The organism is Pseudomonas sp. LB3P14, assembly GCF_054898045.1.
On sequence record NZ_CM142714.1, the window covers coordinates 6,400,106 to 6,417,184 of the forward strand.

A 17,079-nucleotide genomic window follows, 5' to 3' on the forward strand; every position below is an offset into this window, starting at 1 on the left:
TGGTATAAAGCTGCATCGTTTGCGGCCGAACCGTCGTCCCAGACACCTGTCCAACTTTCCACCCCGTTGCAAGGTAATGTCCATGAGCGAACGTCCCGAAGAGCCAAACCAGGCTTCTGACGCCGAAAGTCTGCTGCCCATCGATGAACACATCGAGGAAGGGCATGACGCTGAAGGTCGTAAAGTCCGGCATCGTGGTATCTATCTTCTGCCGAATCTGTTCACCACTGCGAATCTGTTCGCAGGGTTTTATTCCATCATCAACTCGATGAGCGCCCAGAGCGCCTTGAGTGCCGGTGATTCGATTGGTGCGAGCAAGTATTTTGCTTTTGCAGCAATTGCGATTTTTGTTGCGATGGTGCTCGACGGCCTCGATGGTCGCGTCGCCCGTATGACCAATACCCAGAGCGCCTTCGGTGCCGAGTACGACTCGCTGTCGGACATGGTTGCCTTTGGTGTGGCGCCAGCATTGTTGGCGTTCGGTTGGGCATTGGGCGATATGGGTAAGGTCGGCTGGATGGTCGCCTTCATTTATGTCGCCGGTGCGGCGTTGCGCCTGGCGCGTTTCAATACCCAGGTCGGCACCGCGGACAAGCGCTACTTCATCGGCCTGGCCAGTCCGGCTGCTGCTGGTGTGGTCGCAGGCATTGTCTGGGCGTTCAGTGATTACGGCATCCAGGGTTCCAAGATGTCCTTCCTGGTTGCGCTGATGGTCGCAGCCGCCGGCATGTTGATGGTCAGCAATATCAAGTACAACAGCTTCAAAGAGCTGGATTTGAAAGGGCGCGTACCCTTCGTGGCGATTCTCGCCGTGGTGTTGGTGTTTGCCGTGGTTTTCAGTGATCCGCCGCGCATCCTGCTGCTGGTTTTCCTTGCCTATGCGGCTTCTGGTCCGGTGCAGTACCTGCTGCGTCTTCGTCGGCACAAAAGCGCCGAGTGATGTAATTTCCCCCATACTCCGCAGTCTATTGGTGCATCTGTCCTCCAATGCTGCGGAGTTGCCATGCTGATCAAAGTCTCCAAAGCGTCTGACTGCCATGAGTCGGACGTCACGCCTGAGTCCTTCTATCTATCTCGTCGCAATGTTCTTGGTGCCGCCGTTGCCGGTTTGGCCGTGAGCAGCCTGCCGCGTTGGGCCTCTGCTGGTGATGCTGTGCGTTATGCGGATGTTGAGCCTGGCAAGGCGCCTTCCTGGTTTGCCGAAAAACGTCCTTCTACCCAGTGGGGCGCGGTAAACGTCAAGGATGAGTCGATCACGCCATTCAAGGACGCGACTCATTACAACAACTTTTATGAGTTCGGTACCGATAAAGGTGATCCCGCTGCCAACGCCGGCACACTGAAAACCGAGCCTTGGAGTGTGGTGGTGGACGGGGAGGTAGGCAAGCCGGGACGGTACGCACTGGAAGACTTCATGAAGCCTTATCAGTTGGAGGAGCGCATCTACCGTCTTCGCTGTGTAGAGGCTTGGTCGATGGTCATTCCATGGATCGGTTTTCCCATCTCGGCGTTACTCAAGGAAGTCGAGCCGACTTCCAAAGCTAAATTCATTCGCTTCGAAACCCTGGAGGATCCCAAGAACATGCCCGGGCAGCGTTCCGGTTTTGCCTTGATCGACTGGCCTTATGTGGAAGGGCTGCGTCTGGATGAGGCGATGAATCCGTTGGCGATTCTTGCTGTGGGTATGTATGGGCGGGAGTTGCCTAATCAGAACGGCGCGCCTCTGCGTTTGGTGGTGCCTTGGAAGTATGGTTTCAAGAGCGTTAAATCCATCGTACGGATCAGTCTGGTGAGTGAGCAGCCGAAAACCACTTGGCAGAGCATTGCCTCGGATGAGTATGGTTTTTATGCGAACGTGAATCCTACGGTCGACCATCCTCGTTGGACCCAGGCGCGTGAGCGGCGTTTGCCGAGTGGGCTGTTCAAGCCCAATGTTCGGGACACGCAGATGTTCAATGGCTACTCGGATGAAGTCGCCTCTCTATACGCAGGGCTCGATTTGCGGAAGAACTATTGATGCGATTTCCGTTTTGGCGAATGGGTGTCTTTATAGCTGCAGGGGTGTGGCCGCTGCTTTGGCTGTACCAGGCCTGGGGGGATGTGCTTGGGCCTGACCCGGGCAAGGTGCTGGTTGACCGGTTGGGGCTTGGGACGCTTGTCCTGCTGCTCATTACTTTAAGCATGACACCTCTGCAGAAGCTTACCGGTTGGGCGGGGTGGATTGCTGTCCGGCGGCAACTGGGGTTGTGGTGCTTCGCCTATGTGGTTTTGCATTTGAGTGGGTATACCGCCTTCATCCTTGGCTTTGATTGGTCGCAATTGGGTGTCGAGTTGCGTAAGCGACCGTACATTATTGTCGGGGCGCTGGGGTTTCTCTGTTTATTGGCGCTGGCGGTGACCTCAAATCGTTATAGTCAGCGGCGGTTGGGTTCTCGCTGGAAGAAGCTGCATCGTCTTGCCTATGTGGTTCTTGGGCTCGGGTTGCTCCATATGTTGTGGATTGTTCGCGCCGATCTGAAGGAGTGGGCGGTTTATGCCTCTATCGGTGCATTGCTATTAGTGTTGCGGATACCCTCAGTAACCCGCCGAATCCCTCGTTTAATTGCTAAAAAGGCACCTTCTGCGAGAAAAGCGTAATTAGGTGTTGACGGCAGATTCTGGACGTCTATAATTCGCCCCACTTCCGGCGCAGTCGAAACGGAAAACTCCTTGGTAAACAATGAGTTACGCAGTTTTCGGCAGCGGTTACGCTTCAGTTCATCGAAGCCAGAAGGAGTCGGTCAGGCAGTGTGTTTTCGCCTAATTGACGATTCGATCTTCTCGGTCGAAAGCGGTGTAAAAGAGGTGTTGACAGCAGCGAGTAACGCTGTAGAATTCGCCTCCCGCCAACGAGAGATCGAAAGCGCAAGTGGTTGAAGTTACAAAGGAAACTTTGAAAACTTCTGAAAATAACCGCTTGACAGCAACAGAGGCTGCTGTAGAATGCGCGCCTCGGTTGAGACGAAAGCTCTTAACCAACCGCTCTTTAACAACTGAATCAAGCAATTCGTGTGGGTGCTTGTGGAGTCAGACTGATAGTCAACAAGATTATCAGCATCACAAGTTACTCCGCGAGAAATCAAAGATGTAACCAACGATTGCTGAGCCAAGTTTAGGGTTTCTTAAAAACCCAAAGATGTTTGAACTGAAGAGTTTGATCATGGCTCAGATTGAACGCTGGCGGCAGGCCTAACACATGCAAGTCGAGCGGCAGCACGGGTACTTGTACTTGGTGGCGAGCGGCGGACGGGTGAGTAATGCCTAGGAATCTGCCTGGTAGTGGGGGATAACGCTCGGAAACGGACGCTAATACCGCATACGTCCTACGGGAGAAAGCAGGGGACCTTCGGGCCTTGCGCTATCAGATGAGCCTAGGTCGGATTAGCTAGTTGGTGAGGTAATGGCTCACCAAGGCGACGATCCGTAACTGGTCTGAGAGGATGATCAGTCACACTGGAACTGAGACACGGTCCAGACTCCTACGGGAGGCAGCAGTGGGGAATATTGGACAATGGGCGAAAGCCTGATCCAGCCATGCCGCGTGTGTGAAGAAGGTCTTCGGATTGTAAAGCACTTTAAGTTGGGAGGAAGGGCATTTACCTAATACGTAAGTGTTTTGACGTTACCGACAGAATAAGCACCGGCTAACTCTGTGCCAGCAGCCGCGGTAATACAGAGGGTGCAAGCGTTAATCGGAATTACTGGGCGTAAAGCGCGCGTAGGTGGTTCGTTAAGTTGGATGTGAAATCCCCGGGCTCAACCTGGGAACTGCATTCAAAACTGTCGAGCTAGAGTATGGTAGAGGGTGGTGGAATTTCCTGTGTAGCGGTGAAATGCGTAGATATAGGAAGGAACACCAGTGGCGAAGGCGACCACCTGGACTGATACTGACACTGAGGTGCGAAAGCGTGGGGAGCAAACAGGATTAGATACCCTGGTAGTCCACGCCGTAAACGATGTCAACTAGCCGTTGGGAGCCTTGAGCTCTTAGTGGCGCAGCTAACGCATTAAGTTGACCGCCTGGGGAGTACGGCCGCAAGGTTAAAACTCAAATGAATTGACGGGGGCCCGCACAAGCGGTGGAGCATGTGGTTTAATTCGAAGCAACGCGAAGAACCTTACCAGGCCTTGACATCCAATGAACTTTCCAGAGATGGATCGGTGCCTTCGGGAACATTGAGACAGGTGCTGCATGGCTGTCGTCAGCTCGTGTCGTGAGATGTTGGGTTAAGTCCCGTAACGAGCGCAACCCTTGTCCTTAGTTACCAGCACGTCATGGTGGGCACTCTAAGGAGACTGCCGGTGACAAACCGGAGGAAGGTGGGGATGACGTCAAGTCATCATGGCCCTTACGGCCTGGGCTACACACGTGCTACAATGGTCGGTACAGAGGGTTGCCAAGCCGCGAGGTGGAGCTAATCCCAGAAAACCGATCGTAGTCCGGATCGCAGTCTGCAACTCGACTGCGTGAAGTCGGAATCGCTAGTAATCGCGAATCAGAATGTCGCGGTGAATACGTTCCCGGGCCTTGTACACACCGCCCGTCACACCATGGGAGTGGGTTGCACCAGAAGTAGCTAGTCTAACCTTCGGGGGGACGGTTACCACGGTGTGATTCATGACTGGGGTGAAGTCGTAACAAGGTAGCCGTAGGGGAACCTGCGGCTGGATCACCTCCTTAATCGACGACATCAGCTGCTCCATAAGTTCCCACACGAATTGCTTGATTCATTGAAGAAGACGATAAGAAGCAGCCCGAAATTGGGTCTGTAGCTCAGTTGGTTAGAGCGCACCCCTGATAAGGGTGAGGTCGGCAGTTCGAATCTGCCCAGACCCACCAATTTTTGTGTGGGAACCTGTAGCAATACGGGGCCATAGCTCAGCTGGGAGAGCGCCTGCCTTGCACGCAGGAGGTCAACGGTTCGATCCCGTTTGGCTCCACCACTACTGCTTCTGTTGTTGAAAGCTTAGAAATGAGCATTCCATCGTGATGATGGTGAATGTTGATTTCTAGTCTTTGGCTAGATCGTTCTTTAAAAATTTGGGTATGTGATAGAAAGATAGACTGAACGTTACTTTCACTGGTAACGGATCAGGCTAAGGTAAAATTTGTGAGTTAAATTGCGAATTTTCGGCGAATGTCGTCTTCACAGTATAACCAGATTGCTTGGGGTTATATGGTCAAGTGAAGAAGCGCATACGGTGGATGCCTTGGCAGTCAGAGGCGATGAAAGACGTGGTAGCCTGCGAAAAGCTTCGGGGAGTCGGCAAACAGACTGTGATCCGGAGATGTCTGAATGGGGGAACCCAGCCATCATAAGATGGTTATCTTAAGCTGAATACATAGGCTTAAGAGGCGAACCAGGGGAACTGAAACATCTAAGTACCCTGAGGAAAAGAAATCAACCGAGATTCCCTTAGTAGTGGCGAGCGAACGGGGACTAGCCCTTAAGTGGCTTTGAGATTAGCGGAACGCTCTGGAAAGTGCGGCCATAGTGGGTGATAGCCCTGTACGCGAAAATCTCTTGGCCATGAAATCGAGTAGGACGGAGCACGAGAAACTTTGTCTGAATATGGGGGGACCATCCTCCAAGGCTAAATACTACTGACTGACCGATAGTGAACTAGTACCGTGAGGGAAAGGCGAAAAGAACCCCGGAGAGGGGAGTGAAATAGATCCTGAAACCGTATGCGTACAAGCAGTGGGAGCCCACTTTGTTGGGTGACTGCGTACCTTTTGTATAATGGGTCAGCGACTTATTTTCAGTGGCGAGCTTAACCGAATAGGGGAGGCGTAGCGAAAGCGAGTCTTAATAGGGCGTCTAGTCGCTGGGAATAGACCCGAAACCGGGCGATCTATCCATGGGCAGGTTGAAGGTTGGGTAACACTAACTGGAGGACCGAACCGACTACCGTTGAAAAGTTAGCGGATGACCTGTGGATCGGAGTGAAAGGCTAATCAAGCTCGGAGATAGCTGGTTCTCCTCGAAAGCTATTTAGGTAGCGCCTCATGTATCACTGTAGGGGGTAGAGCACTGTTTCGGCTAGGGGGTCATCCCGACTTACCAAACCGATGCAAACTCCGAATACCTACAAGTGCCGAGCATGGGAGACACACGGCGGGTGCTAACGTCCGTCGTGAAAAGGGAAACAACCCAGACCGTCAGCTAAGGTCCCAAAGTTATGGTTAAGTGGGAAACGATGTGGGAAGGCTTAGACAGCTAGGAGGTTGGCTTAGAAGCAGCCACCCTTTAAAGAAAGCGTAATAGCTCACTAGTCGAGTCGGCCTGCGCGGAAGATGTAACGGGGCTCAAACCATACACCGAAGCTACGGGTATCACTTAGGTGATGCGGTAGAGGAGCGTTCTGTAAGCCTGTGAAGGTGAGTTGAGAAGCTTGCTGGAGGTATCAGAAGTGCGAATGCTGACATGAGTAACGACAATGGGTGTGAAAAACACCCACGCCGAAAGACCAAGGTTTCCTGCGCAACGTTAATCGACGCAGGGTTAGTCGGTCCCTAAGGCGAGGCTGAAAAGCGTAGTCGATGGAAAACAGGTTAATATTCCTGTACTTCTGGTTATTGCGATGGAGGGACGGAGAAGGCTAGGCCAGCTTGGCGTTGGTTGTCCAAGTTTAAGGTGGTAGGCTGGAATCTTAGGTAAATCCGGGATTCCAAGGCCGAGAGCTGATGACGAGTTACCCTTTGGGTGACGAAGTGGTTGATGCCATGCTTCCAAGAAAAGCTTCTAAGCTTCAGGTAACCAGGAACCGTACCCCAAACCGACACAGGTGGTTGGGTAGAGAATACCAAGGCGCTTGAGAGAACTCGGGTGAAGGAACTAGGCAAAATGGCACCGTAACTTCGGGAGAAGGTGCGCCGGTGAGGGTGAAGCATTTACTGCGTAAGCCCATGCCGGTCGAAGATACCAGGCCGCTGCGACTGTTTATTAAAAACACAGCACTCTGCAAACACGAAAGTGGACGTATAGGGTGTGACGCCTGCCCGGTGCCGGAAGGTTAATTGATGGGGTTAGCTAACGCGAAGCTCTTGATCGAAGCCCCGGTAAACGGCGGCCGTAACTATAACGGTCCTAAGGTAGCGAAATTCCTTGTCGGGTAAGTTCCGACCTGCACGAATGGCGTAACGATGGCGGCGCTGTCTCCACCCGAGACTCAGTGAAATTGAAATCGCTGTGAAGATGCAGTGTATCCGCGGCTAGACGGAAAGACCCCGTGAACCTTTACTATAGCTTTGCACTGGACTTTGAATTTGCTTGTGTAGGATAGGTGGGAGGCTTTGAAGCGTGGACGCCAGTTCGCGTGGAGCCAACCTTGAAATACCACCCTGGCAACTTTGAGGTTCTAACTCAGGTCCGTTATCCGGATCGAGGACAGTGTATGGTGGGTAGTTTGACTGGGGCGGTCTCCTCCTAAAGAGTAACGGAGGAGTACGAAGGTGCGCTCAGACCGGTCGGAAATCGGTCGTAGAGTATAAAGGCAAAAGCGCGCTTGACTGCGAGACAGACACGTCGAGCAGGTACGAAAGTAGGTCTTAGTGATCCGGTGGTTCTGTATGGAAGGGCCATCGCTCAACGGATAAAAGGTACTCCGGGGATAACAGGCTGATACCGCCCAAGAGTTCATATCGACGGCGGTGTTTGGCACCTCGATGTCGGCTCATCACATCCTGGGGCTGAAGCCGGTCCCAAGGGTATGGCTGTTCGCCATTTAAAGTGGTACGCGAGCTGGGTTTAGAACGTCGTGAGACAGTTCGGTCCCTATCTGCCGTGGACGTTTGAGATTTGAGAGGGGCTGCTCCTAGTACGAGAGGACCGGAGTGGACGAACCTCTGGTGTTCCGGTTGTCACGCCAGTGGCATTGCCGGGTAGCTATGTTCGGAATAGATAACCGCTGAAAGCATCTAAGCGGGAAACTAGCCTCAAGATGAGATCTCACTGGGACCTTGAGTCCCCTGAAGGGCCGTCGAAGACTACGACGTTGATAGGTTGGGTGTGTAAGCGCTGTGAGGCGTTGAGCTAACCAATACTAATTGCCCGTGAGGCTTGACCATATAACACCCAAGCAATTTGCGTCGAAAGGCCAGATTGCGGTGTGTGAAGACGACACAAGTCGAAAATTCGCAACGCAACCCACAAATCTATCACCTGCCCATTCGCTGGAGCGTGAACCTGCAAAGGCCCACGACCTGGCTACCGAATTTCTTGACGACCATAGAGCATTGGAACCACCTGATCCCATCCCGAACTCAGCAGTGAAACGATGCATCGCCGATGGTAGTGTGGGGTTTCCCCATGTGAGAGTAGGTCATCGTCAAGATTAAATTCCGAAACCCCTATCTGCGTATGCAGGTAGGGGTTTTGTTTTGTCCGAAGGAAAGTGGCTTTCAGTTACAGCTCAAATTTGCACAGTTATTTTCGATCCATGACACTAGAATAGGTCCAACTTTTTCGGAGCCAGAGCCTTTATGCCAGATCCGGTTGACGCCCCTGGGCTGTCAGAATTACCGCTGGACGACTTGGTAGCGTGTCATGAGTGCGACTTGCTGATGCGCAAGCCCAAGCTCGCCCATGGCGAGAAAGCCCTCTGTCCGCGCTGCGGTTACGAGCTCTACGCCCATCGGCATAACGTCGTACAGCGCAGTCTCGCCTTGGTTCTCGCCGCTCTGTTGTTGTATATCCCGGCGAACTTTTTACCCATCATGCAGCTCCATCTACTCGGGCAGTCATCGCATGACACTGTCTGGACTGGCGTTGTTGGCCTGTTCGATACCGGAATGCAGGGCGTAGCAGTCGTAGTGTTTCTCTGCAGTATGGGAATCCCGCTGCTCAAGCTGCTTTGCCAGCTGGTTGTACTGCTGAGTATTCGTTTTGATATAGGACGCAGTTACGGCCTGTTGCTCTACCGTATTTATCACCATTTACGCGATTGGGGGATGCTCGAGGTTTACCTCATGGGCGTACTGGTAGCGATTGTCAAACTGGCAGATATGGCAGCAATTACCGTCGGCCTTGGCCTGGCGTGCTTTATCGGGTTGTTGTTGGTTCAGGTCTGGTTGGAGGTTGTGATGTCGCCTCATCAGATCTGGCAGGCTTTATCAGGAGAGGATGCCCATGCGGGCGATTGATGCAGGCATTCTTATTTGCGCCGAATGCCATGAATTGAACAAGCAGGAAGCCGATACCGACGAGCAGGTCTGCACCCGTTGCGGCGCGCTGGTTCACGCCCGTCGCCCGAACAGTGTGATGCGTACCTGGGCGTTGCTGGTGACCGGCGCGGTTCTCTACATCCCGGCCAACGTGCTGCCGATCATGACCGTCAGCTCACTGGGGCAGGGCGATCCCAGCACCATCATGTCCGGTGTGATCCAACTGGTTCAGCACGGCATGATCCCCATCGCCGCCGTGGTTTTTATCGCCAGTATTTTGGTACCAACGTTCAAATTGGTGGGCATCGGACTGCTTCTATTTTCCGTGCAGCGCCGCCAGCCACTGTCGGCTCGCCAACGCATTTGGATGTATCGCTTTATTGAGTTCATTGGCCGCTGGTCGATGCTCGATATCTTTGTGATCGCCATCCTGGTGGCGGTTGTGAATTTCGGACGGCTTGCCAGCGTCGAAGCCAATCTTGGCGCCATCGCTTTCGCCAGTGTGGTGATTCTGACGATGCTTGCCGCAGTAACTTTCGATCCCCGACTGATTTGGGATAACACGGAGTCGGACGACGACCATGACTGATTTGCCTACAGCGAAAACCCGACCGGCCTCGAACTGGTCAGCTATTTGGGTGTTGCCCCTGATCGCCCTGATCATCGGTGGCTGGCTCGGCTGGCGTGCCTACAACGAGACCGGCATCGAGATTCAGGTGCGTTTCGAAAGTGGTGAAGGCATTCAGGCCAACAAGACCGAAGTCGTCTACAAAGGCATGTCGGTAGGCAAGGTGAAGACCCTCAAACTCGATGACGAAGGCAACTCAAAAGGCGTGATCGCCACCGTTGAGATGAATAAGGACGTGGAGCAATACCTGCGGACCAGCACCCGTTTCTGGCTGGTCAAGCCGAGCGTAACCCTGGCCGGCATCACTGGCCTGGAGACGCTGGTCTCGGGTAACTACGTCGCGATAAGCCCGGGCGAGGGTGAGCCGACTCGCAAGTTCAAAGCCTTGGCCGAAGAGCCGCCGCTGTCGGACGCCCAGCCCGGTCTACACCTGACCATCAAGGCTGATCGTCTCGGTTCACTCAATCGTGGTAGCCCTGTGTTCTATAAGCAGATCAGGGTCGGCCAGATCAAAAGTTACCTGCTGTCCGAAGACCAAAGCACCGTCGAACTCAAGGTTTTCATCGAGCCAACCTACGCCAAACTGGTGCGCAAACACACGCGTTTCTGGAACGCCAGCGGCATCAGTATCGACGCCAACCTGTCGGGTGTGAAAGTGCGCAGCGAGTCCCTGGCCAGCATCGTTGCCGGCGGTATCGCGTTTGCCACACCGGAGAACCGCAAGGACAGTCCGCCCACCGACCCGAGCCTGCCGTTCCGTCTCTACGAAGATTTCGATGCCGCCGCCGCCGGTATTCGGGTCAAGGTCAAACTCAGCGACTTCGAAGGAATGCAGGCTGGTCGCACACCGGTGATGTACAAAGGCATCCAGGTCGGCAATCTGAAAGCGCTCAAGATCGATCCTGACCTATCCAGTGCCACCGCCGAATTGACCCTCGATCCTCTGGCTGAAGATTACTTGGTCGAAGGCACCCAGTTCTGGGTGGTCAAACCGTCGATTTCGCTTGCCGGTATCACCGGTCTCGAAGCGTTGGTCAAAGGTAACTACATCGCCGTGCGTCCAGGAGACAAAGGCGCCGCACCGCAGCGCGAGTTTGTGGCACGGCCGAAGGCACCGCCGCTCGACTTGCGTGCGCCAGGATTGCACCTGGTGCTGTTCACCGAAAACCTCGGTTCACTGGAAGTCGGCAGTCCGATTCTCTACAAACAGGTCAAGGTCGGTTCGGTCCAGAGCTATCAGTTCTCGCGTACCAAAAAACAGTTGGTGATCGGCGTACACATCGAGAAGGAATACGAAGGTTTGGTCAACGCCTCGACACGGTTCTGGAATGCCAGCGGCATCACGCTGACGGGTGGACTGACGGGGGGGATCCAGGTCAAAAGTGAGTCGTTGCAAAGCCTGATGGCCGGCGGTATTGCCTTCGAAACTCCGGAAGCCAAGGCGCCGTTGCAGAAGCGGATTCCGCGTTTTCGTCTGTTCGCCAATCATGACGAGGCCAACCAGAAAGGCACCGTGGTCACGATCAAGGTCGATCGCGCCGATGGCTTACGCAACGGCACACCTGTGAGATTCAAAGGCCTGGATGTCGGCAAGATTGAGGACGTCGATCTGAGTGAAGACCTGCAATCGGTTCTGCTGACTGCGCGAATCACAGAAGTGCCTGAGCGTATCGCTCGGGTTGGCAGTCAGTTCTGGGTAGTCAAACCTGAACTGGGTCTGATCAAGACTTCCAACCTCGAAACGCTGGTCACTGGCCAATACATCGAAGTGCAACCGGCAGCGAAAAACCTTGGCCCGCAGAAGAACTTCGTCGCCTTGGCCAATCCGCCGGAAACCGCTAAACAAGAAGCCGGTTTGAGTCTGGTATTGAGTGCTGCCCGCCGTGGTTCGCTGAAAACCGGTGTGCCGGTAACGTATCGCGAAATCACCGTGGGCAAAGTGACTGGCTATGAACTCGGCGAGACCGCCGATCGAGTGTTGGTGCACATCCTGATCGAGCCGAAGTACGCGCCGTTGGTGCGCAGCGGCACACGTTTCTGGAACTCCAGTGGTTTCGGCTTTGATTACGGCTTGTTCAAGGGCGCGACGATGCGAACCGAATCGCTGGAGACGCTGATTCAGGGCGGCATCGCTTTCGCCACGCCGGACGGTGAGCGTATGGGCAGTCCGGCGCGACCCGAACAGACGTTCCCGCTGTTCGATAAGTTTGAAGACGAATGGCTGACCTGGGCGCCGAAGATTTCGATCGGCAAGTAAGCCCAAACAGCAGACATGAAAAAGGCCGCGATCCATTGGATCGCGGCCTTTTTATTGCCTTCGATTAACGCAAATCAGACTGCATCCAGCTCAGGCTCGTCCGCTTCAACATTAACGGCAGCCTTCACTTCATCGTGACGACGGATGTACTTCCAGTCTGCCTCGTCGATGTAGATACCGTTCGGGCCGCTGCCGCCTTCCAGGTCGATGGCGACACTGGCGCAGACCTGCGGCTTCACACTCGCCAGGATCGGCACGAAGCCCAGTTGCAGACTGGTTTCCAGCAGCGCTGCCTGGTTCTTTTCGTCGATGTCCGCCGCCTCGTCGAGGTAGTAAGGCAAGCGCACGCGACCGGCCTGATCGCGGTCCATCAAGTGCAGCAACAAGTACATGTTGGTTAGCGCCTTGATGGTCATGGTCGTGCCGTTGGAGGCGGCGCCATCGATGTCGGTATGAATCACCGGCTGACCGTTGACCTTGGTGATCTCGAACGCCAGTTCGAACAAGTCCTTGAGGCCGAGCTGGTTGTGGTTCGCTGCCACCAGCCGCGCCAGGTATTCCTTGGCTTCTTCGTTCTTGTTGTCCTGATCAGCGCTTTGGCTCAGGTCGAAAACCGAAAGGGTTTCGCCTTCTTCGTACTGGCCGGCGCTGTGGATGATCTGGTCGATGTGCTTGAGCGCTTCCTTGTTCGGCGCCAGCACGATACGGAAACTCTGCAGGTTGGAGACCTGACGCTTGTTGATCTCGCGGTTGAACAGCGCCAGTTGATGCTCGAGGCTGTCGTAGTCGCTGCGGATGTTGCGCAGAGTCCGGGCGATGTCGGTAACGGCCGCACGACGTGCCTTGCCAAGGGTCAGGGCTTCGTCGGTGCGGTGCGCATACGCGTTAATCAGCAGTTGCAGGCGACGCTCCATGTCGTCTTCGCTGTCGAACTTGGCCACGCCCTTGAGGCGGACCTGAGCGTACAGCGCCTCGATCTGACCATCGCTGCGCAACAAACCTTGCCAGCTGTCCTGATAGTCATTGAGCAGCGGCAGCAGGTTGTCCATGGAATCGTCGATCGGGTCCATGAATGGCGTACCGAACGGCAGGTCTGCCGGCAACAGCTGACGGCGGCGCAGGGCGTCGTCGAGGGTGCGTTGCTTGGCTTCCATGTCGCCGATCTGCCGGCCGACCAGTTGCAGCTTGGCCGACAGTTGCTGGACGCGTTCGGTGAAGGCGTCGCTGGAACGCTTCAACTCGTCCTGAGCGGCTTCCATCTGCGCCAGCTGTTCCAGCTTGTCGCCTTCCTCGGCACTCAGAGTTTGCGCGCGGCGGAAGTCTTCCAAAGCTTTCTGCGCATCCAGCACTTGCTGGTACAGCGCTTCCGTCTGGGTCTTGCTCGCTGCGCGATCGGCGGCAACAGCTTGCTGGGTTTTCAGTTGCTTGAGTTCTTTGTCCAGACGCTCTTTCTGATCACGCAATGCCGCGCGGTCAGCCAGGGCTTGCAGCGCTGGAGGCTCGATATGCGAGATGTCGATGGACAGCCCCGGCACTTCGAAACGTTCGCCTTTGAAGCCATCGAGGATCAGCTCCATGGATTTGACCCACTGACCGTCCTCATCCAGCGTAATCCCGTGCTCACCCAGCGGCAGGCTGAACAGTGCGCTGTTGAACAGGCGCATCAGGCGCTCGACATCCTGTTGCGAGAACTCCTCGCGCAGACGGGCGTAGCTGTTGTTGTCGGCGTGATCGAGTTGCTGCTTGACCGACTTCAGGCGTTTTTCCAGATCCCGCAGACGCTCTTCCAAATCTTCGGCGCTGAACTGCCGCGACTGCGCCAGCGCACCGGCCAGTTCATCGTGTGCGTCCTTGGCCGCGAGCAGTTGCTGCTCAAGGACTTTGACGTCAGTAACCAACGCGAAACGATGCTTGAGCACCGACAACTCGCCGAGCCAGCGCTGGATGCCGGTGATTTCCCGTTCCAGGCGCATCAGCTCCTGAGTGCCGCCGCGCTGATCGTTTTGCAGCGCGTCTTGCTCGTTGCGGTAGTGTTCGGCCTGAATCGTCAGCTCTTCCTTGCGCGCACTGGCGTAGTCCGACCAGGTACCGAGCAGGGAATCGAGCAGCGGGGAAATACGGTGCAGTTTGCCGCGCAGGATATTGCGCTGGGTCACGCCTGCCGCAAGGGCTTCGACCAATGGGCCAGCAGTGACCAGCGAGTTGTAATCCTGTTCCATGCGACGGACATCGCGGAAGGCTTCTTCGCACGCGGCGATGTAATCAACGCTGCCGGAACGCAGGCTGTGTTCGAAGGCATCGAGAAACAGCTGCTTGAGCTTGGCCGCGGTGATTTCGCGCATGTGCAGCAGATTGATGAACAGTGCGCGGAACGTCTTCAGGCTCTGCTCGCTGGTGGAGCGCAACGGGATCAACGTCAGGTCCAGCGGGATCGAGGTGTGACCGCCGACCAGCAAGCGACGCAGTTCATCCGGCTTGAGTTCGTAGGCTTTCAGGCCCTCGCGCTCAAGGTTGGTGAATAATTCTTTCTGACGCAGGCAGGTGTCGTTTTTCTGGTAGTGGGCCAAATCCAGCTTGCCGGCGTAGGCAAAAAACTGGTGACCGAAACCACCGCCCGGGCCGCGACCGACCACACCGATCACGTGCGGACCGTGCGGCAGCGAGACTTCGACCAGGATGTAGCTGGTGTCTGAAGCGAAGTAGAAGCGCCGGGATTGTTCCAGGCTGTATTTGCCGAAACTCATGTCCGACATGCGCGCCAGGATCGGGAACTGCAAGGCGTTGATCGAGGCGGATTTGCCGAGGTTGTTCGCACCGTAAACCGACAACGGTTCTTCCAGCGGGAACAGGCCGAGGCTGTAACCGGCGGTGTTCAAAAGGGCAAAGCGGCGAATGCCGTAGCGTTCCTTGCTCATGCGTCGATCTCCTGTTCTTCGGCAATGGCACGGGCCATGGCGTCTTCTTCGCTTTCTTCTTCGAAGTCGCTGAGGTCCAGCGGATCATCGGTTTCCAAAAGTTTTTCGTCGCTATCGTCGTCGATCAGCACCGGAACCGGCAGCGGCAGCACGCTGTGCAGGCTGGCCGCCAGATCGCGGTCCTGCTGGACTGACAGGCAAACGTCGAGGAAACGGTGCATCGGCGGCAGGAAACGGTAGATGCCGTTTTCTTCGCCGGCGAAACCGAGTTGGGTCATGCGGCGCATGATTTTTTCTTCGAGTTCTTCGACGGTCTGCACTTCGGCCTGGATAAACAGGTCGCGGTATTTCTCCAGCAGCGACGGCAACTCATCGCGGCCGAGGCTACCACCATCCAGCACGGCGACGGGGTCGCGGCCCTGATCAGCCAGATGCTCGACGAGGATGAAGGTGAACAGCGCCAGACGTTGTGCAGTCTTGTTCACCGCTGCAGCCGCGAGGTCCGGTACGAAGTAGTAGAAACCCCGGGTGTCGCAGACCAGTTCAAAGCCCAACGCCTTGAACAGCGTGCGGTACTGATCCTGGAAGTTCGACAGTTGCGCGTACAGCTCCGGGTCACGGCGGCTGACGTGGTAGCCCTTGAACAGCTCGCGAAAGATCGGTGCCAGCTGGGACAGTTCGGATAGATCAAGTTGCATGGGGAGTACTTGCATAGGGTGTGCTCGCAGAATCCTCGGCGCTGTCGCGGGCCGAGAGCAGGGCGAAGGAGCGCAGGCTGACCTGGTGCTCGTGAGTGTGGTAATCGCGGCGTTCCAGACGCTCGCGGTTGAAGCGTTTTTCCCGCGACAGACGCGAGAACCAGTAGAGCAATTCGTCGGTAGCGCCGTCCGGCTCCTGTTCCAGCAGCCAGGTCATCAGGTCCGGCATCGGCAGGGCGTCTTCGCAGCGTTCGAGCATTTCCCGAACCGTGCGAGGCGCGCGCGGCACTTCGCCTTTCTGCGTCTTGTGGGCCTTGGGGAAGCGCGCCGGTTTTGGCTCGAAGCGGGCCAACGCATAAACGTAGGCTTCGACCTGGCTGGCGCTGCCGAGGAACGTGCTTTGCGGCCGGGTGAACATTGGCATCGCCGCTTGCGGCGCCGCATCGATGCCTTTGCGACGGATGGCCGACAAGGCCAGCGCCGCGCCACGGGTCACAGCGTTATGGCGACGGGCTTCTTCACGCAGCGGCAGCAGCAGTTCGCGGGCATGACGCAGGGTCAGTTGAGCGCTGGTCTGCATTTCGAGGATGCGTGCATGGGTACGCAGCAGCATGTCGTCATCAACCAGATGGCCGAGGCGCTGCTGCTCGGTGAGCATCTTCAGCAGGACGTTCTCGACCTTGCGCACGCCTTGTTCGAAGGCGCCGTCGGCGTTCACCAACTGAATCATCGGCTCGACGTATTCGTCCCAGGTCGCGAGCACTTCAGCGTAACGCTGACGCAGCGGGATCTGCCGGTCGCTGGTCTTGGCGCGCTCGGCGACGGCCACCAGGGCCTGTTCGTCGTTGGCGAGTTTCTTCAGAACGTCCCGCACGCGCATGTCGAGCAGGCGCAACTGGCGCGCCAGGTCGTGGCCATCGCGAATGTCGAAGGCGTCCTGGATGTAACCGGCCAAGCGCTCGAGGTGACGCAAATAGGCTTCGATTTCCAGGCACAAGCCCAGACGGTGCTCACGGCGCAGGTAAGCGAGGAAGTCGTGAATCTGAGCGTTGAGCTCGAAACGGTTCGGGCTTTTTGCCACGGGAACCAGAATGTCGAGGCGGATCCACACGTCCAGCAGGCTGGTGATGTCCTGCGGCGTACTGTCCAGTTGCTGGGCGCCCAGTTGCGTGCGCAGTTCGTTGAGGCTCAAGGTGCCTTGGTCGAAGTGCTCGCACAGTGGCTCCAGAAGTGCCCAGTGTTCAGCGAGGGCGCGCAAGACGCGCTTGGGTTCGATCATCGGAATGGCCGGCTGGTTGGCAATTAAAAGCAGCGATTGTACTGCATCACGCCCGTTGCGATTCACTCTCGGGACGGACAGTTGGCTTTCTATCGAT

9 protein-coding genes, 2 tRNA genes and 3 rRNA genes are annotated in these 17,079 nt (G+C 55.9%); 11 read left to right on the plus strand and 3 right to left on the minus strand.

Annotated features, from left to right (window positions below; translation table 11 throughout):
• Positions 1–82: 82 nt before the first annotated feature.
• The 11 genes from pssA to ACYZT5_RS29400 all read left to right on the plus strand — a co-directional run bounded on the left by pssA (position 83) and on the right by ACYZT5_RS29400 (position 12,090).
• Positions 83–940 (plus strand): CDP-diacylglycerol--serine O-phosphatidyltransferase, encoded by an 858-nt coding sequence (pssA, locus tag ACYZT5_RS29350; protein ID WP_462038985.1) that lies wholly within the window; start codon positions 83–85, stop codon positions 938–940.
• A 63-nt stretch (positions 941–1,003) separates the two neighbouring features.
• Entirely contained in the window at positions 1,004–2,017 is a 1,014-nt protein-coding gene (gene msrP, locus ACYZT5_RS29355) for a protein-methionine-sulfoxide reductase catalytic subunit MsrP (protein ID WP_462048470.1), read from the plus strand.
• Positions 2,017–2,637, plus strand: coding sequence for a protein-methionine-sulfoxide reductase heme-binding subunit MsrQ (gene msrQ, locus ACYZT5_RS29360; RefSeq protein ID WP_462048471.1), 621 nt, complete (start codon positions 2,017–2,019; stop codon positions 2,635–2,637). The genes msrP and msrQ overlap by 1 nt, the downstream gene beginning before the upstream one ends.
• 544 nt (positions 2,638–3,181) lie before the next feature.
• Positions 3,182–4,720 (plus strand): 16S ribosomal RNA (locus ACYZT5_RS29365).
• A gap of 82 nt (positions 4,721–4,802) precedes the next feature.
• A tRNA-Ile gene (locus ACYZT5_RS29370) sits at positions 4,803–4,879 on the plus strand.
• A 28-nt stretch (positions 4,880–4,907) separates the two neighbouring features.
• Positions 4,908–4,983, plus strand: a tRNA-Ala gene (locus tag ACYZT5_RS29375).
• A gap of 235 nt (positions 4,984–5,218) precedes the next feature.
• Positions 5,219–8,110: ribosomal RNA gene (locus ACYZT5_RS29380) — 23S ribosomal RNA — on the plus strand.
• Between the two features lie 150 nt (positions 8,111–8,260).
• Positions 8,261–8,376 (plus strand): 5S ribosomal RNA (gene rrf / locus ACYZT5_RS29385).
• The 16S, 23S and 5S rRNA genes sit together here with 2 tRNA genes alongside, the layout of an rRNA operon.
• A gap of 148 nt (positions 8,377–8,524) precedes the next feature.
• A complete protein-coding gene (locus ACYZT5_RS29390) occupies positions 8,525–9,184 on the plus strand; it encodes a paraquat-inducible protein A (protein WP_283181676.1) in 660 nt (219 codons plus the stop codon).
• Entirely contained in the window at positions 9,171–9,794 is a 624-nt protein-coding gene (locus tag ACYZT5_RS29395; protein ID WP_462048472.1) for a paraquat-inducible protein A, read from the plus strand. The genes ACYZT5_RS29390 and ACYZT5_RS29395 overlap by 14 nt, the downstream gene beginning before the upstream one ends.
• A complete protein-coding gene (locus ACYZT5_RS29400; RefSeq protein WP_462048473.1) occupies positions 9,787–12,090 on the plus strand; it encodes a PqiB family protein in 2,304 nt (767 codons plus the stop codon). Before ACYZT5_RS29395 ends, ACYZT5_RS29400 begins: the two co-directional genes overlap by 8 nt.
• A gap of 74 nt (positions 12,091–12,164) precedes the next feature.
• Here ACYZT5_RS29400 and mksF read toward each other — a convergent pair whose 3' ends face one another.
• Genes mksF through mksB form a run of 3 tightly spaced genes read right to left on the minus strand, consistent with a single transcriptional unit; the run spans position 12,165 to position 16,982 of the window.
• Positions 12,165–15,005 (minus strand): Mks condensin complex protein MksF, encoded by a 2,841-nt coding sequence (gene mksF, locus ACYZT5_RS29405; RefSeq protein WP_462048474.1) that lies wholly within the window; start codon positions 15,003–15,005, stop codon positions 12,165–12,167.
• On the minus strand, positions 15,002–15,703 hold the full coding sequence (gene mksE / locus ACYZT5_RS29410) for an Mks condensin complex protein MksE (RefSeq protein WP_462048475.1): 702 nt from the start codon (positions 15,701–15,703) through the stop codon (positions 15,002–15,004). The genes mksF and mksE overlap by 4 nt, the downstream gene beginning before the upstream one ends.
• Positions 15,693–16,982, minus strand: a complete 1,290-nt coding sequence (mksB, locus tag ACYZT5_RS29415; RefSeq protein WP_462048476.1) for an Mks condensin complex protein MksB — start codon at positions 16,980–16,982, stop codon at positions 15,693–15,695. Before mksB ends, mksE begins: the two co-directional genes overlap by 11 nt.
• Positions 16,983–17,079 lie beyond the last annotated feature (97 nt).